This is a genomic window from Mycobacterium sp. 1245801.1, assembly GCF_001673055.1.
Lineage (GTDB): Bacteria > Actinomycetota > Actinomycetes > Mycobacteriales > Mycobacteriaceae > Mycobacterium > Mycobacterium europaeum_A.
Window position 1 is genome coordinate 50,105 of record NZ_LZKY01000217.1, and the last position, 21,086, is coordinate 71,190.

General features: G+C 65.9%; 18 protein-coding genes. 5 read left to right on the forward strand and 13 right to left on the reverse strand.

The genetic code is table 11. The annotated features are described in order from the left end of the window. The 9 genes from A5622_RS14145 to A5622_RS14185 form a co-directional block, all read right to left on the reverse strand. The gene (locus A5622_RS14145) at positions 1 to 666 is read right to left on the reverse strand and encodes a nitroreductase family protein (protein ID WP_066879208.1); all 666 of its coding nucleotides are present in this window, start codon (positions 664 to 666) and stop codon (positions 1 to 3) included. Continuing rightward, positions 663 to 1,052 carry a RidA family protein gene (locus A5622_RS14150; RefSeq protein WP_066865053.1) on the reverse strand — a complete coding sequence of 130 codons (390 nt, stop codon included), beginning with the start codon at positions 1,050 to 1,052 and terminating at the stop codon, positions 663 to 665. The genes A5622_RS14145 and A5622_RS14150 overlap by 4 nt, the downstream gene beginning before the upstream one ends. A 33-nt stretch (positions 1,053 to 1,085) precedes the next feature. Next, a complete protein-coding gene (locus A5622_RS14155) occupies positions 1,086 to 2,024 on the reverse strand; it encodes an NADP-dependent oxidoreductase (protein WP_231998461.1) in 939 nt (312 codons plus the stop codon). Positions 2,025 to 2,082: 58 nt separating this feature from the next. After that, positions 2,083 to 3,561, reverse strand: a complete 1,479-nt coding sequence (locus A5622_RS14160; protein WP_066865059.1) for an NAD(P)/FAD-dependent oxidoreductase — start codon at positions 3,559 to 3,561, stop codon at positions 2,083 to 2,085. Between the two features lie 81 nt (positions 3,562 to 3,642). Further along, positions 3,643 to 4,071 (reverse strand): cupin domain-containing protein, encoded by a 429-nt coding sequence (locus tag A5622_RS14165; protein WP_066865062.1) that lies wholly within the window; start codon positions 4,069 to 4,071, stop codon positions 3,643 to 3,645. Positions 4,072 to 4,088: 17 nt separating this feature from the next. Further along, complete coding sequence (locus A5622_RS14170) at positions 4,089 to 5,009, reverse strand: NADP-dependent oxidoreductase (protein ID WP_066865066.1); 921 nt, start codon at positions 5,007 to 5,009, stop codon at positions 4,089 to 4,091. Then, positions 5,009 to 5,254, reverse strand: a complete 246-nt coding sequence (locus A5622_RS14175; protein ID WP_156752952.1) for a hypothetical protein — start codon at positions 5,252 to 5,254, stop codon at positions 5,009 to 5,011. The genes A5622_RS14170 and A5622_RS14175 overlap by 1 nt, the downstream gene beginning before the upstream one ends. A gap of 73 nt (positions 5,255 to 5,327) precedes the next feature. Continuing rightward, complete coding sequence (locus tag A5622_RS14180; RefSeq protein WP_066879211.1) at positions 5,328 to 6,479, reverse strand: PPE family protein; 1,152 nt, start codon at positions 6,477 to 6,479, stop codon at positions 5,328 to 5,330. Between the two features lie 470 nt (positions 6,480 to 6,949). Next, entirely contained in the window at positions 6,950 to 7,306 is a 357-nt protein-coding gene (locus tag A5622_RS14185) for a phosphoenolpyruvate carboxylase (RefSeq protein WP_232002975.1), read from the reverse strand. A gap of 551 nt (positions 7,307 to 7,857) precedes the next feature. On the opposite strand from A5622_RS14185, the gene A5622_RS14190 reads away from it, so the two are divergent. From A5622_RS14190 to A5622_RS14210, 5 genes are all read left to right on the forward strand, one after another. Continuing rightward, the gene (locus tag A5622_RS14190) at positions 7,858 to 10,650 is read left to right on the forward strand and encodes an AAA family ATPase (RefSeq protein ID WP_066879217.1); all 2,793 of its coding nucleotides are present in this window, start codon (positions 7,858 to 7,860) and stop codon (positions 10,648 to 10,650) included. 91 nt (positions 10,651 to 10,741) lie between these two features. Further along, positions 10,742 to 13,549: an AAA family ATPase gene (locus A5622_RS14195; protein ID WP_066879220.1), complete on the forward strand. Its 2,808-nt coding sequence runs from the start codon at positions 10,742 to 10,744 to the stop codon at positions 13,547 to 13,549. A gap of 627 nt (positions 13,550 to 14,176) precedes the next feature. Continuing rightward, entirely contained in the window at positions 14,177 to 16,453 is a 2,277-nt protein-coding gene (locus A5622_RS14200) for a LuxR C-terminal-related transcriptional regulator (protein ID WP_066879222.1), read from the forward strand. A gap of 129 nt (positions 16,454 to 16,582) precedes the next feature. Then, on the forward strand, positions 16,583 to 17,173 hold the full coding sequence (locus A5622_RS14205; protein WP_066879225.1) for a GNAT family N-acetyltransferase: 591 nt from the start codon (positions 16,583 to 16,585) through the stop codon (positions 17,171 to 17,173). Positions 17,174 to 17,374: 201 nt separating this feature from the next. Then, entirely contained in the window at positions 17,375 to 17,890 is a 516-nt protein-coding gene (locus tag A5622_RS14210) for a YkgB family protein (RefSeq protein ID WP_066879228.1), read from the forward strand. Between the two features lie 54 nt (positions 17,891 to 17,944). On the opposite strand, the gene tal is transcribed toward A5622_RS14210, so the two are convergent. The 4 genes from tal to A5622_RS14230 are packed head-to-tail and all read right to left on the reverse strand — an operon-like array spanning position 17,945 to position 20,851. Further along, positions 17,945 to 19,033, reverse strand: a complete 1,089-nt coding sequence (gene tal, locus A5622_RS14215; protein WP_066879231.1) for a transaldolase — start codon at positions 19,031 to 19,033, stop codon at positions 17,945 to 17,947. A 24-nt stretch (positions 19,034 to 19,057) separates the two neighbouring features. Further along, positions 19,058 to 19,537, reverse strand: coding sequence for a peptide-methionine (S)-S-oxide reductase MsrA (gene msrA, locus A5622_RS14220; RefSeq protein WP_066879234.1), 480 nt, complete (start codon positions 19,535 to 19,537; stop codon positions 19,058 to 19,060). Continuing rightward, positions 19,530 to 20,021: a peptide-methionine (R)-S-oxide reductase MsrB gene (gene msrB, locus A5622_RS14225; protein ID WP_066879237.1), complete on the reverse strand. Its 492-nt coding sequence runs from the start codon at positions 20,019 to 20,021 to the stop codon at positions 19,530 to 19,532. Before msrB ends, msrA begins: the two co-directional genes overlap by 8 nt. Before the next feature lie 59 nt (positions 20,022 to 20,080). Then, positions 20,081 to 20,851, reverse strand: a complete 771-nt coding sequence (locus tag A5622_RS14230; protein WP_066879240.1) for an SDR family NAD(P)-dependent oxidoreductase — start codon at positions 20,849 to 20,851, stop codon at positions 20,081 to 20,083. Positions 20,852 to 21,086 lie beyond the last annotated feature (235 nt).

The window sequence follows — 21,086 nt, forward strand, 5'->3', positions numbered from 1 at the left end:
TCACCATCGGTCGAAATGCAGCACGTCGTCCAGCGGAATCCGCTTGGCGGGGCGGAAGGTCGTGCCGGTGTAGTAGGCGGTGGGGACGGTCGTGGCGTGATAGACGTTGTCCGGCAGGCCGAGGATGGCCCGCATCTCGTCGTCGGCCATGATGGTCACCCCGGTCCATGTGGTTCCCAAGCCCCGAGAGCGCGCGGCCAGCATGTAACTCCACGTGGCGGGCATGACCGAACTCCAATACTGGTTGGCGTTTTCGCCGGTCAACCTGCCGTCGCCGTCGATGACCGCGACGCACGGAATCATTAAAACCGGGACCTCGCTGAAATGCTCGGCCAGATACGCCGCACTGTCGGACACCTTGCGCTGCTCCCGATTGCGCGCGGGGTCCTCCTTGAACCGATCGGCGACCGCGTACGGCGACGCGGCGATCAGGTCCCAGGTGCGGCGGTACACATCGGCGATCGCACGACGCTGTTGGGCGTGGGTGACCACGATGAAGCTCCAGTTCTGCACGTTGGCCGACGTCGGTGCTTGCACCGCGATCTCCAGGCATTCCCGGATCAGGCCGATGGGAACGGGTTTGGTCAGGTCGAGGCGTCTGCGCACCGAGCGGGTCGTGGTCAGCAGTTCGTCGGTGGATAGCTGGAGTTTCGCGTAATCGCTCATGCCGGCAGGACGGCGATGACTTCGACTTCCACCCGGATGTCGGGCCATACCAGCCCGTCGATGATGCTGAACATGCCGCCGGGTCGGTGGCGGATGAACTCTTTGCTCACCGCCAGGTAGGCGGACGCGTTGTCACGGCTGGTGACCCATTGGCGCATGTAGACAATGTCGGTGAGTTCGGCACCGGCCTTGCGGAGCGCGGTTTCGACATTGGTCCAGCATTGACGCGCCTCCTCGGTGAAGTCGTCGGGCAACGTGCCGTCTTCGCGTACCCCGGGTGTTCCGGAGACGAAAATTGTTGTGCCACCGCCGGATACGGTGACCGCGTCGGCGTAGTGCCCGATGTGATCGGCCACTCCGGTGTGGATGGGGGTAATGGTGGTCATCTGCAGACTCCTTCTGTGGTGTGAGGTTTGCGGCTAACTTGGTGAGTTCGTTTGCGTGATCACTACTCCGCTGGGCTCGTGGCCCGCGACGACGTGCGCGAGGGCGGCGGCGGCCTGATCGAGGCCGCAGGAACGCGGGGTCGGCATGCTCAATCGACCGGAGGCGAGTAGCGCGGTGAGGCGGCCGAGTTGGGCCCCGTCCGAGCGGACGTAAACCGCTGTCACGCTGATCCCCCGGGTCGATGCGGGTGGATCGGGGGTGATGGTGGCCAGCCGGCCGCCGTCGGCAAGCGCGGTCATCGCCGCGGCAGCACCGCCTGGGGCCGCGTTGGCGACGGCGTCGATGGAGTCCTTGGCCAACGCACGTGCGTGTCGGGGCCAGAGCGGATCGCGGTAGTCGATGACTTCGCGGGCGCCATGGCCGCGGACCCGGTCGGCGCTGCGCGGGCCGGCGGTCGCGAGCACCTCGGCCCCGCGCAGGGCGGCCAGCTGGACGATCAGCCCACCGGTGATTCCGCCCGCGCCATGAACGAGCAACGTTTCTCCACCGCGCAGTGCCAACGCCTCGGCAACCACCTGCTCGGCGGTCAAGGCCGGCACCGGAAAGATCGCTGCGATCTCCCACGGAACCTCGGGCGGTTTGTGGGCGAGCGACCCGGCGGGTGCGATCAGCAACGGCGCCCACGTGCCTTGGTCGCGTAGCGGCACGGGGTGGCACAGCACCTCTTGATCTACGCTGAATCCGCTCGAGTGGCCGCCGACGGCCTTGATGATCCCGGCGGCCTCGACGCCGAGCGCCAGCGGCGGCGGTGTTCCGACGTCCCAGCCGCCATAGCGAATGACGTTGTCCCAGTTGCCGACGCCGGCACTTCGAATGTCGACAAGAGCCTCGTCGGCCGCCAACGGTCTCGGGTCGTCCGCTTCGAACGTCACCACGTCGCCGCCGAGCGTACGGACCCCCGCTACCAGCATGGTCACAGTCGCACGACCGGCCACTCGTAGGTCATTGCCGTTCCTCTCAGGGATTCGCTCACGCGCTCTTCTGCGCTTGCCGCGCCTCGTTCTCCAGCAACGGGCCGAGCTCGGATTCTTGGGTCAGTAGCGGATCCCAAACCTGGTTGACCGTCGGATGTGGTGCGACGGCATGGCGTAGCAGACTGACCGGGACCTCCGCGAGGATGGCCAGTGTGGCTGCTTGAACCAGTTCGGAGAACTGCGGGCCCACGAATGTCGCGCCGAGAAGTGTGTTGGTCTCGGCGTCGATCACCAATTTTGCCCATCCTTGGAAGCCGTCCCGGTACAGGGCAAGGAACGACACCGCGCCGGGGTAACGGGCAGCCCGCGTCCGAACCGCGAACCCTTCTGCCCGGGCCTGACTTTCGGTGCGCCCCACCCAGGCCACTTGAGGCTCGGTGTAGATAACCTGCGCCACATTGCCGGCATCACGGGCGATCAACTCGTTGTCGGATAGTTCACGTCCCGCGGCCCGGGCCGCGATGATGTCGGCCACGACCCGGCCGTGGTAGGTGGAGATATGAGACAGCCGGGCACGCCCGGTGGTATCCCCGAGGGCGTAGAGCCAACCGCCCGAGACGCCGACCGCCTGGAGATGGTCGTTCACTGTGACGAAGCCGCCGCTTGGCAGGCCAAGGGATTCCAGTCCGATGGTGTCGGTGTTGGTGCGGCGTCCCGCGGCCAGGACGATTTCGTCTACCTCGATGGTCTGGTCGTGGAAAGTTGCCGTGACGCAGCCGCCCGGCACGGGCCGGCATACCGCCGACAACTCCGTCTCGAAGTGAATCGTCACGCCTTTGCTTCGCAGCGATTGCGTGACCAGCTCTCGAGCTTCGGGTTCGCAGTTGGCTAGCAGAGTGTTCTCACGCACCAGAAGCGTTACCGCTGAGCCTAACCCGCTCAGGATGGTCGCGAACTCGACAGCGACGGGGCCGCCACCCACCAGCAGCGCGCGAGGCGGCACCCGCGTCATGGTCGTCAGGTCCCGATTGGTCCACGGGCGTGCCTGCGCCAGCCCAGGTATCTCCGGCACGTTGGGACGAGTGCCGGTGGCCAGCACGACCGCGTGACGTGCGGTCAAGACGGCTTCGGTGGTGTCTCCCAGGGTGTAGGCCACCCGCACTGTTCGTTGGCCGCTCAACCGGGCGAACCCGTGAAACACCGCAACACCGGCTTGCCGCAGCGACTCTATTCGGTCTTGGTCCGACAGGTTCTCGACGATCGCGTCGCGCTTCTTGAAGACGGCCGCAACGTCCAACCTGCGGTCCGAAATCGCCTCTCGCACACCGGGAACCGCCTTTGCGAGGTTGAACACCTCGATCGGGCGGAGTAACGTTTTGCTTGGGTTGCAACCCCAGTAATGACATTCTCCGCCGACCAGACGATCCTCGACGAGCGCTACCGAAAGGCCCACGGATGCAAGCTTGCGCACGGCGGCCACACCGCCCACTCCGCCACCGATGACGATCACGTCGAAGTCTTTACTGGCTTTCATCTGCCCTCTTTTCCAAACCGACTCGATGGATTAGCCGTCGTGCGACGGTTTCGAGCGCCCGGAGTGAACGATGTCTCATCTTCAGGCGTTGTCGTTGGTGGTGAGCGGGCCGTCTCCGGTATCGAGCAGGAAAACCGCCAGTAATTCGGCGGGTTCGGTGGTGCTGGCGTTTTCGCTGATCGTGTGGTGCGCGCCAGGGGCTTCACTCCACGTCTCACCGGCGTGGTAGACGCGTGCCGGCTCACCTTCCACCTGACTGCGGATCGCTCCGGAGATCACGTACGCCATGATGAACGCCGATTTGGCGTGGTGGTGGGCTTCGCTTTTACCGCCGGGCGGATAGCTGACGGCCACCGCTTCCAGCGATTTACCGGGAACATTGGTGGGTTGGCTGAAAACTGGTCGGATCACGGGGTTTTGATCCGAATTCTCCGGCACCGGCGCGGCATCGCTTGCGGGCGCGAGCATTACCGCAACCACCAGTGCGGCTAGTGCTATTTTCATGGCCATTTCGGCTGCCTTCGTTTTCAGTCTTCGGCGACGCGCAGGATCGTCTTGCCCGGGACGCGCTTCGCGGGAGCGAATGCGGCGGCTGCTTCGGCAAGTGGCAGCACTGCACCGACCACCGGCCGAAGGCGTCCATCGCGCACTCGCGCGGCGAGGGCGGCGAGCTGGGCGCGATCGGCCTCGACAAGGAAGAAAATTGCCCTTCCGTCTTGCGGCTGCGTCTTCGGCGGCTCAGCAATGGTGACGAGCGTTCCGCCGGCGCGCACCAGAGCGGCCGATCGGGCGAGAACCTCTCCGCCGATCACGTCGAACACCACGTCGACTTCGCCTGCATCTTCGAGCTTTTCGGTCTCCAGGTCGAGGAAGGCGTGGACGCCGAGCTCCGTCGCCCGGTCCCGGTCCGCGGTCCGGCCGGTACCGATGACGCGCGCACCGATCTCGCGAGCGAGCTGCACCGCGATCGACCCCACCCCGCCGGCGGCGCCGTGGATCAGAACCGTCTGCCCGGCGGCGAGGCGGCCGTGGTCGAACAAACCCTGCCAGGCGGCCAATCCCGAGATCGGCAGCGCCGCGGCCACAGTATGGTCGATGTCCATCGGCAGCGGTGCGAGATTACGGGCTTCCACGGCGGCGTACTCCGCCAGCGAGCCGTTGCGGGCCCAGTCGGCAAGGCCGAACACCCGCTGTCCAACGGTTAAAAGTGTGGTGCCGTAGCCCAATTCAACCACCACGCCCGACAGCTCGTGGCCGGGCACGCTCGGCGTCCGGTCGTGACCCGAGCGGTCGATCCACGTGTGCGGCCAGTCGAGCTCCCCCGGGGTGAAACCGGCGGCGTGGACCCGCACAACGACATCGTTGTCGGCCGCCTGAGGGTAAGGCAGGTCCGTCAGTGACAGACCAGCGGTACCGGCGTCACGATCTGAAACAGTTATGGCTCGCATTACATGTCCTTCCTGATGTGGGTTGTTGTCGTCGGGTCAGCCGCGGGCTGCGGTTGTACGCTGACGAGCTCGAGGCCGAGATCACGGACCCGGTCCAGGAGTCCGTAAAGCTGTGACTGGTCGCGGATTTCGCCGGTGAACACGGTTTCGGTCGTACCGGCCTCGAGGCGCATCCCTTCCAGTGCGGACCCGAGCCGCTCGGTCACGCGGCCTCGAATGCAGATCCGGTACATCGTCGACTGCACTTGCCCTCCGCTCGCCGGCTGTTGGCCAGCATTCACTGACGCGGGATGACTCGTCATCACCCGGCGAGCTATTTCACCCGGGTGAACGCGAAGGCGTCACGGTAATCGTGATCGTGGGCCGGCCCTGAGGGGGCGCACCGCGGATGCCGCGCACCGCCATACTCGCCAACAGCATTTCGTCGAGCATGTTTTCGGGGCTCGTTGCGAGGACGGTCGGGATGGCACCCGGGAGCGCGTTCGGCCATGTCACCGCGACACTTCTGATGGTCGGCGTGGCCGCGGCCCAGTGTGGCGGTACCGATAGCGCGCCGATCGAGGATGCCCGGCCCAAACCCGCTGTCATTACAGGTGACGCACCGCTACCCGCCCCCGGCCCTGCCGAACCGACTGACGCGAGCCCGCCGGCCGCGGAGCCTGCCGGCGGCGCCCCCAAACGTTCCAGAATGGCGTCCATCTTGCTGGCACCTTCTGGGTCGTAGTGCACCGCGTACCCCAAGCCCGCATATGATCCGCCCGTGCCCGTCGACGTGATGGCCGTTGCCGCCGACGAAACGCCCAAGTTCACCGGGCTCAGGAAGCTGAGCAACTGCGAGAACGACGACAGTGACGGCGCGGTGGCCGGGGACAGCGCAAGCCCCTGAAGCGCGTTGGGCACCGCTGAGAGCAGTTGCGAGCCCGTCGACATGATGGCCCCGGCTGGATTGGTGGTGGGCGGAGGCGAGGTGAACGGCGGCACCGCCGAAGCGGCCGCGGATGCGCCGGCATACTCGTACATCGCGGCGGCATCTTGGGCCCACATTTCGCCGTACTCGGCTTCGGTGGCCGCGATGGCCGGCGCGTTTTGACCGAGGATGTTGGTCGCGATCAGCACCATCAGCTGCGCGCGGTTGGCCGCGACCACCGGCGGAGGGACCGTCATCGCAAATGCGGCCTGGTAGGCGGTCGCGGCGGCCCTGGCCCCGGTGGCCGCTTGCTCGCACAGCGCGGCAGTCGTCGTCAGCCACGAGACGTAGGGCGCGGTGGCGGCCGCCATCGACACCGATGCCAAACCCAGCCATGCCGCGCTGGTCAGGTCGGAGATCACCGACCCGTAGGCAGCGGCCGTGTAATGCAGATCGGCGGCCATCCCGTCCCAGGCCGCCGAGGCAGCCAGTATCGACCCGCAGCCGGGACCGCAGTACATGCGGCCGGAGTTGACTTCTGGTGGCAGCGCCCCGAAACCCATCTTCGAAACTCCCAGCCCGCGTTTATTATCCGGTCGCTCCGCGGAGATAGCGGCTGATCTGGCGCAGTGAGCCGGTGGCTTCGGGGATCATCGGCCTGGGCGGCCGCGGGCTCATCATGTCGGCTCTCGGTTGAAAGTCGGCGCGCATGCCCCGCATAAGCGCGTCAGTTGCCGGTCGACGAAACTGGGTGACTCACTTGGCTTTTGGCTGGCTCCTCCGCACAGCGGTGCCCGCTGTGCGGCGATGGTAGCCGCCTGCCGATCACGGCGCTCCCAGACAGCCGCGCGTCCCCGCGCCATCGCCTGGCGGCGCCGGTTGGCGGCATGGATGATCAGTCCCGCCGTGACCAACGATCCCACGCAAACGGCGGTGGCGACACCGAATTCGCTTAGCTGGCCATTAATCAACGTAAGGACCGCATAATCACCGGCCACCGCGGCCACAGACAGGATGGCAATTTGTAGTGGGGTCATGATGTCAGCCGCCCAGGTCCGATCGGGCGCACAGCAAAGACACTGCGCAGGTATCCCGTGGGACGCCCGCAGGTGGCGCACACCGGGCGGGTGCCGCATCGGGAAGCCATCTCGCGCCTGTCGCTCACGTAGGTCGCCATCGCCGATCGCACGATGGCCAAGCAGGCTTGGCAGAACGTCTCGACGAAGTCGCCGTCTGAGGTGAGCCCCATCCGGTCGCATCCGTCGACGGCGTGGATCTCGGCGACCGCCACCGCCGGCGCACCGCAGGTGGTGCCGGTCGACACCCGCTCGGCACTGCAGATGGGCTGCAGCGCGTGAAGTTGATCCTCGATCGCCGAGACCGGGTCCATCGCGGTATCTCCCTTCCGATGGGACCAACGCCGGGCGAAGGCGGCATCGAGCACTCGATCCAGCAGCCGTGGCGTTCGTGCGGCGCCGGAGCCGATTTCGGCCGGCGATCGTTGAAATTGACGAGGCGTCATCTGGTTTCTCCCGTTTGTGGCGATGGCGTTCGGTGGTGCTCAACGCAGCCAGGTCGTCCACGTCATCGCGAGGCGTTGCTCACTTGTGCGGCGCCCACGCGGATCCGAAAACGCGTTCGGCTCCACGTACCGTCCGCTCGCCAGTTGTTAAGCCAGCATTAATCGGCGCGCGACGTTTGGTCATCGCCCCCGCGACTGATTCACCCGGGTGATTTGCCGAGTGTTTCGAGCTGCTCGCGCGCACTCGGTTTGCTCTTGCGGCAGCGGCGATCAGGGGATGCAGCGCCGAATGGCGGTTCACCAGGTGGGGCAGGAACACGCTTACACTGATTGCCAGCGCTAGCGGTGGCGAGAACTGTGGATCACATAACTTGGAAGTCGTCCGCCCGCCTACTTCACGTCGGTGGGGGGCGGTTCGCGTGAGCACCGCGAGGGCGTCGGGGAATCCGCGCACACCGCCGATTCGCGGGCGGACGGGCGAGCTAAAGGTGATCGGCACGCTGATCGCGGCGCTCACTCAGGGGCGCGGCGGCGTACTGGTCATCGAGGGGCCGCCCGGCATCGGAAAGAGCCGCTTGCTGACCGAGGTCGTGGCGCTCGCCGAGAAGGCCGGTGTGCGGGCACTATTCGGCGAGGCCTTCGAGTACCAGCAGACGGTGCCATTTTTCTCGCTGTTCATGGCGACCCTGCGCGCGGATCCCCCCGTCGGTGATGCGGAGGCTTTGCGCCGCTTGGGCACGTCGGCCGATCTCCGCTACTGGGTGGTGCGCGATTTACAAGCCGCCATTCATGCGGCCGCATCCCGAAAACCGTTGGTGATCCTCCTCGAAGACATCCATTGGGCCGATAACGCCACGCTGCTGGCGCTGCGGTCGCTGGCAGCGACGAGGCCCGATGCCCCGGTGCTGTGGGTGCTCACCGCCCGAACCGGCGCCGGCGGCCCGGCGGTTCGCGAGACGCTGACCGCGCTGGAACGCGATGACGCCACGTTTCTGCGGTTGACGGCCATGTCACCGAGCGCGGTCGCCGACATTGTGCAGGACGCCGTGCGTGCCAGGGCCGAGGCGTCGCTGCTCAGTCTCGCCGATAAGGCACACGGCAACCCGTTCCTGCTGACGGAGCTGTTGCGAGGCCTGGACGAGGAGGGCCGGCTCGACGTCAGCGGCGGCCGCGCGGTCGCCACCGGAGATGCACTGCCACGACGACTGGGCGACACCATGCAGCAACGACTCGACCAGCTCTCCGACATCGCGAGCCGAGTCGTGCGAGTAGCCGCCGTGCTGCCCGACCGGTTCTCGGCCCGCCTGCTCGCCGCGATGCTGGAACACCGACCGGCCGCCCTGGTCTCGGCGGTAGAAGAGGCAGTCCGCTCCGACTTCCTCATTGAGGAGGGCGAACACCTGAAGTTTCGTCACGACCTGCTGCGCGAAGCGACGCGGCAGTCGTTGCCCCAGTCGTTGCGCCGAGCGATGGAGCGGCAATCCGCAACCGTCATGTTGGACGTGGGGGCGGCGCCCGAGGAGGTGGCAACCCAGCTCGCCCGCAGCGCTGAGGTTGGCGATCAGGCCGCGATCGCCGCACTGCGCGAAGCCGCACAGTCGGTGGCTAATAGCGATCCGGGCGCAGCGTCGGATCTGAGCACGCGCGCCTTGGAACTTATGCCACCCCAAGACTCGGGACGTGGACCGCTCGTGACGGAAACGATCGTGCTGCTCAATCGGGCCACCCGCTACGAGGAGGCGCAACGGTTGGCCAGCTCCACCCTGTCCGCCACGCTGCAGCCCGAAGAACAGGCCAAGATCCTCCTGCGGCTTCGGACGGCAATCACAGATACGACCGCGCGACACATCGAAGTGAACCGCCGCGCGCTTCAGTTGCCCGGCCTCAGCGAAGTCACCCAGGCACGACATCGGGGGTGGCTGGCGTACAACCTGACGATGCACGGCCAACACGGACAAGACAGCGCGGCAGCCGACGAGGCGGCGGCCGCCGCCGCATCGACCGGCGATCTCGAGTCGAGGATCCTTTCGGGAGTTGCACTCGCCTACCTCGACTGTGCGAACGGGTACGCGGGCCGCGCCCTGCACCGCGTTGAGCAACTCCAGGCCCTGCCCCCCGCGGGCGATATGACTACCCATAACCTCGCCCGATGCCACCTGGCAAACCTGCTTGCCGTGGCCGGACGGCTGGAAGATGCGGCCACGCTGGTCGCGAACGGCACAGAAACATCCCAGAAGGAACGCGACGGCATGGCGCTCCACATCTGGGCCCTGATGGCGGGGGTGGTGCAGGCGGCCGCGGGCCGGCTGTCGGCCGCCCGCGCTACCACCGAGCGGTTGCCGAAGCCGGAGCGACCGGGGTCGACGTTTGTGAACGCGATGCGCATGTTCACCCTGGCGGAGGTAGCGGCGCGCACCGACGACCGAACCTTGTTGTTAGAGACCATGAATGAGGCGCGCGATGCTTACTCCAACGGTTCACCCGCCGTACGACGCGGGGCGGCGTGCGCGCTAGGACTGGCGGCGTGGCAACGCGACGATGTTCATGAAGCGGTTCGCTGGCTCGGCGACGACATCTCGCTACTCATGACACCGTTCTTGCCGGCCGTCTTGGACCAGCTGACCTTGACCGCGCGGGTCGCGTCAGCCGCCGGTGATGCCGGCTTGCGCGCGCGCCTGCTGGACGCCATTGCCGTGCTCGGACGCGACTCGGCGGTTCCGTTGTTCTGCACCGTCGCTCAACACATCCGCGGCATTCTCGAGCGTGATGCCCGGGCATTAGTGGTTGCCGCCGAGTTACTCCACTCCTCTTCGCGGCCGCTTCTTTACGCCAGCGCCGCCGAGGACGCCGGCGCCGAACTGGCTCGCGCACAACACCACACCGCAGCAATCGACCAACTGAACGCCGCATTCGACACCTACATCGACTGCGCAGCAACCGCCGATGCCCGCCGAGTCGGCCGCGCGCTACGCCGACTGGGCGTCGAACGCCGCATCGTCAACCACCCACGGGCAAAAACCGGCTGGGACAGCCTCACCGACTCCGAACTCACCGTCGTCCACCTCATCGCCCAAGGCGCAACCAACCGCTCCGTCGCACAGCAACTGCACCTGTCCCCCCACACCGTCAAAACCCACCTACGCAACGCCTTCACCAAACTCGGCATCACATCCCGCACCCAATTGACCCAGCTCATCCACGGCGCCGACTGACCTACAGCAAATCGCTAGGCGACCGTGCGCGGCCTACAATGACGTGCACTGCAACGGCAATCCGCTAAATAAACCGTAGACAGGACACCCGATGGGTCCTTCCACCGGCCTATTTGACGTCGGCGGCCAGCGCTTGGTCACCCCGCCGATTCGAGGGCGGGCAGACGAGCTGAAACTGATCGGCTCGCTAGTTACCGCGGTCGCCCAAGGGCGCGGTGGCGTGCTGGTCATCGAAGGCCCGCCCGGCATCGGGAAGAGTCGGTTGCTGACCGAGGTGTTGGTGCTGGCCGACAAAGCCGGGGTACGGACGCTGTTCGGTGAGGCGTTCGAGTACCAGCAGACGGTGCCGTTTTTCTCGCTGTTCATGGCCACGCTCAACGCCGATCCCCCGGTGGGCGACGCCGAGGCGTTGCGCCGGCTGGGCGGCTCCGCCGACCTCCGCTACTGGGTGGTGCACGATCTGGCCGACGCGATTCATGCCGCGGCCGCACAAACACCGCTGGCGATCGTGTTGGAGGACGTTCACTGGGCCGATAACGGCACGCTGTTGGCGCTGCGGTCGCTCACCACCGCGCGGCCCGACGCGTCAGTGCTCTGGGTCTTGACTGCCCGCACCGGGGCCGGGGGACCCGCGGTGCAAGAGACGTTATCGGTCCTGCAGCGCGCAAATGCCACATTTTTGCGATTGGGGGCCATGACGCCGGAGGCGGTCGCCGACATGGTCTGCGACGCCGTGCGGGCGAAAGCCGATGTGTCGCTGCTGACTCTGGCCGCCAAGGCGCACGGAAATCCGTTCTTGGTCAGCGAGCTCGTCGGGGGGCTGGGCGAGGAGGACCGACTGAACGTTACCGGCGGGCGCGTGGGGGCCACCGGTAACGAGCTTCCACGGCGTCTGGGCGCCAGTATGCATCAACGACTCGAACTGCTCTCCGATGGCGCTTCAGAGGCGGTCCGGGTGGCCGCGGTGCTGCCGGACCGGTTCTCGGCCGGCCTGCTGGCCGCGATGCTGGAGCGATCGCCGACGTCGCTGCTGTCGGCGCTCGAGGAGGCGGTGCGCGCGGATCTTTTCGTCGAAGACGGTGACCAATTGCGATTTCGGCACGACTTGCTGCGCGAGGCAACCCGACAGTCGTTGCCGCAATCGTTACGGCGGGCGATGGAGCGCCAGTCGGCGTCGGTCATGCTGGCGATGGGCGCCGCGCCGGCCGAGGTGGCTGCCCAACTGGCACGCAGCGCCGAGCCCGGAGACCGGGAGGCGATCGAGGCGCTGCGCCGAGCTGCGCAATCGGTCGGCCGCGGCGATGCGAGCGCGGCCGCCGACCTGAGCAAGCGCGCGTTGGAGCTGTTGCCCGGCGACGACGCCGAGCGTGGATCACTGGTCGCGGAAACGGTGGGGTGGCTCAACCGGGCCAGTCGCTATGGCGAGGCCGAAGAAATGGCCGACATGGCGCTCGCGGAGGCGGCGTCGCCTGAAGTGGAGGCCGAGATCCGTCTCCGGCTTCCGGTGCACACCAAGCACACTGACCAGCGGCGGGTGGAGGAGAATCGGCGGGCGCTCGAGTTGCCCGGGCTCAGCGAGGTCACCCGGGCACGGCATCTGGCGTGGCTGGCGTACAACCTGGTGTTCGACGAAGGTGGGCAACGGCGGGAGGCCGCCGACGAGGCGGCCTCGGCCGCGGCAGTAACCGGTGATCTCGAGGCCACGATCATGGCAGGCGTGACCCACGCTTTGCTCGATGCCGGTGAGGGATACGCGGCCCGAGCACTACGCCGTTTCGAAGAGCTTGGTCCGCTCGCCCACACGAATGAAACGGCGTTGGCGCACGCCTATGCCGGAATGTACAACGCAAACCTGCTGGCAGTGGTCGGCCGGTTGGACGACGCGACGGCCCAGGTCACCGACGGCATAGAGCAAGCCAGCCGGGAGGGCAACGCGATGGCCCTCTCTCTGTGGGCCGTCTTCAGTGGGCTCGTGCACCTCGCTGCGGGCCGGCTGTCGGCCGCCCGCGACGCGACGGAATGCCTTGCGCCACCACAGCGGACGGGGGCCACCGAGCACGACGTGCTTCGCACGGTGATTCTCGCCGAGGTGGCGGCGCACACCGATGACCGGAACTTGCTGCAACAGATGGTCAATGACGCGCACGAAGCCCACTCCGCCGGCTCCGCCGGCATACGTCGGGGATCGGCGTATGTGCTCGCGCGGGCGGCGTGGCAGCGCGACGACGTTCATGATGCGATGCGCTGGCTCGGCGACGTCATCCTGCTGGCGACACCGTTTTTCCCCCACGCATTGGTTCGACTGATCCTGGGTGCGCGGGTGGCTTCGGCCGCCGGTGATGCCGGTTTGCGCGCGCGGGTCCTGCAAGCCACCGAGGTGCTTGAACGTGAGCGGCCTGCGGTGCCGCTGTTCGCGGCGGTGGCCGGCTATGCCCGCGCGATCCTCGAACACGATACCCGGGCGTTGGTGGCCGTCGCGGAGTCGCTTCGCGCCTTGCCGCGCCCGCTTCTTTACGCCAGCGCCGCCGAGGACGCCGGCGCCGAACTGGCTCGCGCACAACACCACACCGCAGCAATCGACCAACTGAACGCCGCATTCGACACCTACATCGACTGCGCAGCAACCGCCGATGCCCGCCGAGTCGGCCGCGCGCTACGCCGACTGGGCGTCGAACGCCGCATCGTCAACCACCCACGGGCAAAAACCGGCTGGGACAGCCTCACCGACTCCGAACTCACCGTCGTCCACCTCATCGCCCAAGGCGCAACCAACCGCTCCGTCGCACAGCAACTGCACCTGTCCCCCCACACCGTCAAAACCCACCTACGCAACGCCTTCACCAAACTCGGCATCACATCCCGCACCCAATTGACCCAGCTCATCCACGGCGCCGACTGACCGGTCCGTCAAAAACCATGGCCACTAGGCATACACCACCCCGGAGCTAAAGATCACCCGCCGGGCGATGGCGACGGCCGTACCCGCGGTGCCAACGTAGTCATTGCGCTTCGGATCGCCACGACTCACGAACGAACCGGCACCGGAGCGCAAATGCGCAGAGGGTTGAGAAGACGATGATGAGCACACTGTTGGGAATCTTGATGATGATGCCGGTGGTTTTCGGCGTCGGTGGTTACGTATTGGTGTCCCGACGACCATGAGAACGCCGACGACTGGCGGCGGGCGGGTGGTTGTGTGATCTGTTGCGGGAGCTGACGTTTCGGCGAGCCAAGAGGGAGAAGTGCGGTGAGTGGGCACAGCGTGAGCGCGGCTCACGAGACGACCATTGAGCCCTTGACACGACGGGCGTCCGCCCGCCCAAACGGGCACCGCCGACATGCGCCCGCGGCATTTCCGGACAACGCCCCTGATCCAATAGAATTGCCGCGATTAGCGAGCGGAACGAGTCCGGGCGGCCCCGCAAGGGCACACTGGGATGCCGAGGCGGTTACGTCCACTACGGACGCATCGACGCCGACTTTTGCCGCCCGCCTGCTGGATTCAACAGATTCGCGGAGTTCGGACATGAGCGGCTCGGCTGGGCGCAGCGACAACGCCATTGGAGAAGCCACTGCGCGAGCAGTCCTGCTCGCCACCAAGCTGCACGTCCCCGCCATTGGGGCGCAGCTCGTTCACCGTGGCGCCCTGCTGGACGCTCTAACGGCCGGACGTCGCCGCAAGCTGACCCTGCTGAGTGCGCCGGCGGGCTGGGGCAAGACCACATTGCTTGCGCAGTGGGCGTCGGGTGCGGGCGAGGACGAGCGGTTCGCGTGGCTGTCGCTTGACTCCTCCGATAACGACCCGGTGTGGTTTTGGATGTACGCGGTCGCTGCGCTGCAAAAGGTCAGTCCTGGCACGGGGATTCGCGCGGTTGAACTGCTAGCGATGGGCGCCGACCCAGTGCAGGTCGTCCTCCCTACCCTGCTGAACGATCTGGACACGATCGCCAACCCGGTCGTACTCATTCTTGATGACTACCATCAGGTGGTAGGTCGAGCGGTACATGAGCAGCTTGCGTTCTTCATCAGCCGCATGCCGGCGAACCTGCACCTGGTGTTGGCAACCCGATCCGATCCGATGTTGCCGTTGGCTCGGCTGAGGGCCAGCGGTGAGCTTGCCGAGGTGCGAACCGATGATTTACGTTTCGGGCCGATTGAGGCGCACCATCTGCTGAACGATGTCATCGGATTGGGATTGGCCCCCAACGACATTCATCTGTTGCACCAGCGCACCGAAGGATGGGCCGCCGGTCTTTACCTTGCCGCCCTCTCGCTTGCCGGTCGTGCCGATACCGCCGCGTTCATCAAGACGTTCGCAGGCGACAACCGTCATATCGTCGACTACTTGATGGCCGAGGTGCTCGACGGCCAGCCGGCGGACCTCCGCGGCTTTTTGTTACGCACGTCGGTCCTGGGACGACTCAGCGGTGCGCTCTGCGACGCGGTGCTGCAAACCTCCGGCTCGGCCTCGGTCTTGCAGAAGATCGAGCGCGAGAACCTGTTTGTGGTGCCGCTGGACACGTCGCGTCACTGGTATCGCTATCACCAGTTGTTCGCAGAGTTGCTGCGCACCGAGCTACGCCGCGCCGAGCCCGATCTCGTCGCCGAACTGCACCGCCGAGCCGCGACGTGGTTCGAGGCCGAGGGGCTCGTCGATGAGGCGGTGCGGCACCTGCTCGCTGCCGGCGACATCGCCCGCAGTGTCGAGCTGATCGCGGCGGACTGGGCCGACGAGTTCAGCGGGGGCGGCGTATCGACCATCTCCGGCTACCTCGATCTGCTTCCCGAGGAGACCGTCTTACGGGATCCGCGGCTGAGCGTGGCCCGGGCCTGGATCGCTTTGAGCGTCGGCCAACTCGATGACGCCGCCGAGTGGATCGAGGCGGCCGAGACTCGATCCGCGACCGACACCCCAGAGGGCCAGGCCATCAGTTCTCAAGTTGTCCTGTTGCGCGCGATTCACTCGTTCAAGACGGCTGACGTCGCCGCGGCCCTCGAGACCGCCGCCCGGGCGATCACCCTCGATTTCGGCGAAGCGCCGCTGGGCCAATCGCGCGCCTATTGCATTTATGGTTCCGCGCTGTACTTTTCGGACAACATGTCCGAGGCGCAAGCCGCCTTCCAGCGGGCCGTGCAGCTCGCCGAGAAGGTGGGCGATCGCCGCGCCCGCATCTACGCGTTGGGCTATCTGGCGCTGATCTCGGCCGAACGTGGACAACTGGCAGACGCCGAACGCCAGATCCGCGAGGCTTCGGGTGGCTCCCAAAACCTGGCGGACGCGCAACACTTCGTGGACGGGGCGGTGTCGCTTGCCGCGGCCCAAGTCCTCCGTCAGCGCGGTGACACCACCGCGGCGGCGGCCGCCGCCGACATGGCGGTGATGTCGGCCCGCCAAGGCGGAGCGATCCTCGAGGTGGCCAAGGCACAGTCGGTCAGAGCGGAGATACTCGAGAAACTCGGCGACCAACGGGCCGCGCAGGCCATCCTCGAAGAGGTCGGCACCCTGGTGCGCGATTGCCCGGACGCGGGCATCGTCTCGACGCTGCTCGCCTCTGCCGAGCGGAGCACGGGCGTCGCAGCTGATTCGCGCAACCAGAGGCGCGCGCTCTGCGACGAGCTGACCCCCAAGGAGCTTGAGGTTCTTCGCCTGCTCGCCACCCGGTTATCGCGACGTGAAATCGGTGAGCGGCTTTACGTCTCGCTCAACACCGTGAAGACCCATCAGCGCGCCGTGTACCGCAAGCTGGGCGTTGAGCACCGCGGCGCGGCGGTGAGCCGGGCGCGAGAACTCGGCCTGTTGTAGTTCGCTAGCGGTGATCCTCACCCGGGTGAGCCAGCGGTCGGGGTGATGACAACTCACCCCACGCGGGGGCAGCCTTCGAGCAATGACCAGGCCGCTGCCCGGTGCGAGCGGACAACGCTAGGAACGGGAATGGTTGAGCATCGTCACGTCGAATGGGACCCCGACACCCGGCGGGTCAGGACGGCCCGGTTGGCGTTGCGGCCATGGCGGCTCGACGACGATCTCGCCGCGTATGCGATTTACGGTGCGCCCGAAGTGGCGCGTTGGCTGTGTCCGGCCTTGTCCCCCATCGTCGATGGGGCCGAAATGCGACGCGTTCTGGCGGCGTGGATCGCCGAAAGCGATCCGAGCAGGCTGCCGGTGGGCCGGTGGGCGATCACCGATGGGGACTCCGGCGAGGTGATCGGGGGCGTGGCCCTGCTTCCGCTGCCGCCGGGCGGCACGGATTTAGAAATCGGTTGGCAGCTGTCGCCGAAGGCCTGGGGACACGGGTACGGCGCGGAAGCGGGTCACGCGATCGCACACCAGGCATTCGAAAACCTCGGTGTTACTGAGGTCTTTGCGGTCGTGCGACCCAACAATCGCCGCGGTGTGGCTACCGCCCGACGGGTGGGAATGGACTGGGTCGGCGAGACCGACAAGTACTACAACCTGACGCTTCAGGTCTACCGTTTGACGAAGGCCGACCTGGACCTGCCGGAGCCGGCGTGCGCGGGATGAACCCGGCGCGTCACGTCACGGCCGAGAGACTGTGTCACGTAACGGATTATTGCCCCTCGCCCGGGTGAATTTCCTCGGCGGATGAGGACAACTCACCCGCCGCGCGCAGATAGTGGTCGCTGATCTGAGCTGCAACCGAAACCGCCCGGATGCCCGGCAGCGTCCACGCAATGAAACGCGTACACACAGAACGGAAAACACATGTCACAGAGTGAGGCCACCGCCGTGATGACTGACCGGCCAGAAAAGCCTCGAACGACCGACATCGCGCCACTCGTCGCACGATATGGCCTGGTGATAGTTCTGGTCTGGTTCGGCCTCATGAAATTCACGTCTTATGAGTCCCAGGGGATTTCGCATTGGATGGCCAACAGCCCCTTCTTGAGTTGGGTCTACGAAAGCATGTCGATCGATGCCTTCGGCCGATTGAACGGATCCGTGGAACTGGTCACCGCAGCATTGCTGGCCGTCAAGCCATGGTGGCCCAAGGCTTCCGTGGTGGGTGGTGCTCTCGCATCGCTGTTCTTCCTGACCACATTGAGTTTCATGGTCACGACCCCCGGGGTCGGTGAGGCGTCCGCTGGTGGCTTTCCCGTTTTGTCCGCCGACGGAGAGTTCTTGATGAAGGACATCGCGCTCTTCGGCCTGGCACTGTGGCTCCTGGTCGACGCCATCGACGCGACCCGCCGAAAGACGACAGTCGCCCCGCCGCACTGACATTCCGCGCCGACGGGGTGGCCTACAACGAGAAGCCGGCGCGCCCGGGTGCGTTCAGCGCTGAACCGACCGTAGCCAGGAGGCTGCGAACTTGCCCACCCCGTCGTGTTCGAGCACCGCGAACACGTTGGGCAGATCGATATCGATCGCGCTCAGCCGATCCAACACTTCCTGGGCCTGTGCCGACTTGCCAGTGATGGTGTCACCCTTGATGACGCCGTGGTCGGCCAGCGCCTCCAATGTCGCCGCCGGAATAGTGCTGACCGTATTCGGCGCCACCAGCTCGGTGACGTACATCGTGTCGGGATACGCGGGGTTCTTCACACCGGTGGAGGCCCACAGCGGACGCTGCACACGAGCGCCCGCGGCGCGCAACGCGGTGTAGCGCGGCTCGGCTTCAAAGACCTGCTGGTAGGCCGCATAGGCCAACCGCGCGTTGGCGATGCCTGCTTGCCCGCGGAGTGCGAGTGCCTCCGCGGTGCCGATTTTCTCCAGACGCGCGTCGACCTCGGTGTCTACCCGGGAGACGAAAAGCGAAGCTACCGAATGGATCCGGGATAGATCAGCGCCCGCGCAGCGTGCGGCCTCCATACCGGTCAGGTACGCGTCCATCACCGCCCGGTGACGATCCGCAGAGAAGATCAACGTCACGTTGACCGAGACACCTCTGGCCAATGCCGCGGTGATTGCGGGCAACCCCGCCGCGGTCGCCGGTATCTTGATGAATACGTTAGGTCGGTCGACGATTTCGGCCAGTTGGATTGCTTGCATGAGTGTTCGATCGCAGTTGTGCGCATCCAGTGGATTGACTTCGAGGGACACCCTGCCATCGATACCGTCGGAGGCCTCCCACTGCGGGTGCAGCACATCGCAGGCCGCTCGGACGTCATCGGTGATCACCGTGCGGACCGCGACGTCCATCGCGACGCCACGCGCGGTCAGCTCGGCGATCTGCTCGCCGTAGAGGTTGCTGTGGGCAAGCGCCCGCTCAAATGTCGACGGGTTGGTGGTCACGCCGACAACGCTTCTGGTGTCGATCAGTTGCCGCAGCCTGCCCGATCGCAGTAGGTCGCGGGACAAGTCATCCAGCCACACCGACACCCCCGCTGCCGATAGTGCCGCGAGGTTCGCGTTCTGAGTCATCCCGTCGTCGAGCCCATGTCGTTATTACATCGCCTTGACATGTGCCGCCGTGCCGGATGGGTAGCGCTGCAAGTAGTTCTGGTGCTCGGGTTCGGCTTCCCAAAACTCGCCTGCCGGGTTCACCTCGGTGACAACCGTTCCGAGCCACCGGCCTGATTCCTCGACGTCTGCGATGGTCTGCACTGCGATTTGTTTTTGCTCGTCGTCCAGATAAAAAATTGCCGACCGATAACTGGTTCCGACGCCAATGCCCTGACGGTCCGTCGTGGTCGGGTCGTGAATCTGGAAGAAGAAGTCCAGCAGTGCCCGGTAATCGGTCTCGTCCGGGTCGTAGGTGATTTCGAGCGCTTCTGCGTGGCCGGGGTGATTGCGGTAGGTGGGATGCGTGTTGCCGCCGCCGGTGTAGCCGACTCGGGTGGACGACACACCGGGCTGCCTTTGGAACAGGTCCTCCATAATCCAGAAGCACCCGCCGGCGAGCACAGCTATCTTGTGTTCAGTCACGGTTCCTGCTCATGCCGACTTGGTCTCGCTCCGATGCATCATTGGTGAACAAGTGCAGATATTGGCCATAGCCCTGGGCTTCGAGGTCATCGCGGTGGATGAATCGCAGGGCCGCCGAGTTGATGCAGTAACGCAACCCGCCAGCTTCCGTTGGACCGTCGGTGAATACGTGCCCTAAGTGGCTGTCGGCGTGGACAGACCGCACCTCCACCCGATCCATGAAATGGCTGCGGTCGCGCCGCTCGATAAGGTTGTCCGGGTCGATGGGCTGGGTGAAGCTGGGCCAGCCACTTCCGCTGTCGAATTTGTTCACCGAGGCGAAAAGGGGTTCGCCCGAAACAATGTCAACGTAGATGCCGGGTTCATGGTTGTCGCAGTACTCTCCGGTGAAAGGACGCTCCGTGCCGTTCTCCTGGGTGACGTGGTATTGCTCGGGGCTCAACGCGTCGACCGCTGCCGGGCGCTTGCTGTATCTGTGCGACACAGGATCTCCTTCGTTCGTGCGTTGTGTTGTTGCGCTTGACATTTCGATCCGGTGTCGTGCTAGTTGCGGCCGGCCATGATGCCGCCGTCGACGTTGAGAATCGCGCCGGTTACCCAACTGGCCGCATCGGAGAGCAGATACGTGACGGCGTTGGCGACGTCGGCGGGGGCGCCGACCCGTCCGAGCGGGTGAAGCGGCGCGAAAGTGTCAAGCGTGGCATCGATCTCGTCCTTCGGGATGAAGCCCTCGTAGAGCGGGGTCTTGACGACGGCCGGTGCCACCGCGTTGACCCGAATGTTGTGCCCGGCAAGCTCGATGGCCAGATTATGGGTCAGCGCGTGCAGGCCGGCCTTTTGCATCGAGTATCCCGACGACGGGGTCAGGCCGATCGCCTGATGTGCCCACATGCTGCCGATGTTGACGATGGCCCCGCCCTCACCCTTGGCGATCATCCCCTCGACGACGGTCTGCGTCAGGAAGAACAAGGCGTAGTTGAGCTCCATGTACGAGTCGTAAGTCGGTGCGTCGTAGTCGAGAAACGCCTTGGGAATGAAGAAGCCGGCCGCGTTGACCAACAGCGTCGCGTCGCCGTGCTGTTCGGCGAGCGCGCGCCGCACGTCGGCGACCGCGGCGCGATCGGTCAGCTCGGCGGTGATGCCCCAGGCCTCGTCACCGCGGCTGGTCAGCTCGGTGACGGTGTCATCGACCCGCGCCTTCGAACGTCCGATGATCACTGCGCTGCCGCCGTGCTCGACGACGTCGATCGCGACCTGCCGGCCCATGCCGGCGCTGCCACCGACGACAACGACCTTCTTGGAAACAAAGTGCATGGTGAGTCCCTCTCCGCTGAGCTCTCTCGACGACTTCCGCTGGGCGATTTCCGCCTTGCCCGGCAAGGAAAGTTGCAGCCTTGGCGACGACACCGGACGCCGATACGTCGACGTTGAACTGGGACCAAGTCTGCTGTCCGGCGGGGTGAGCCGTCATCACCCCAGCGGTGTCTCACCCGGGTGAGTTCTGGCGGGACGCCGGGACCGGCTGCCGGCAGCCGGCGCCCAGTGTCGA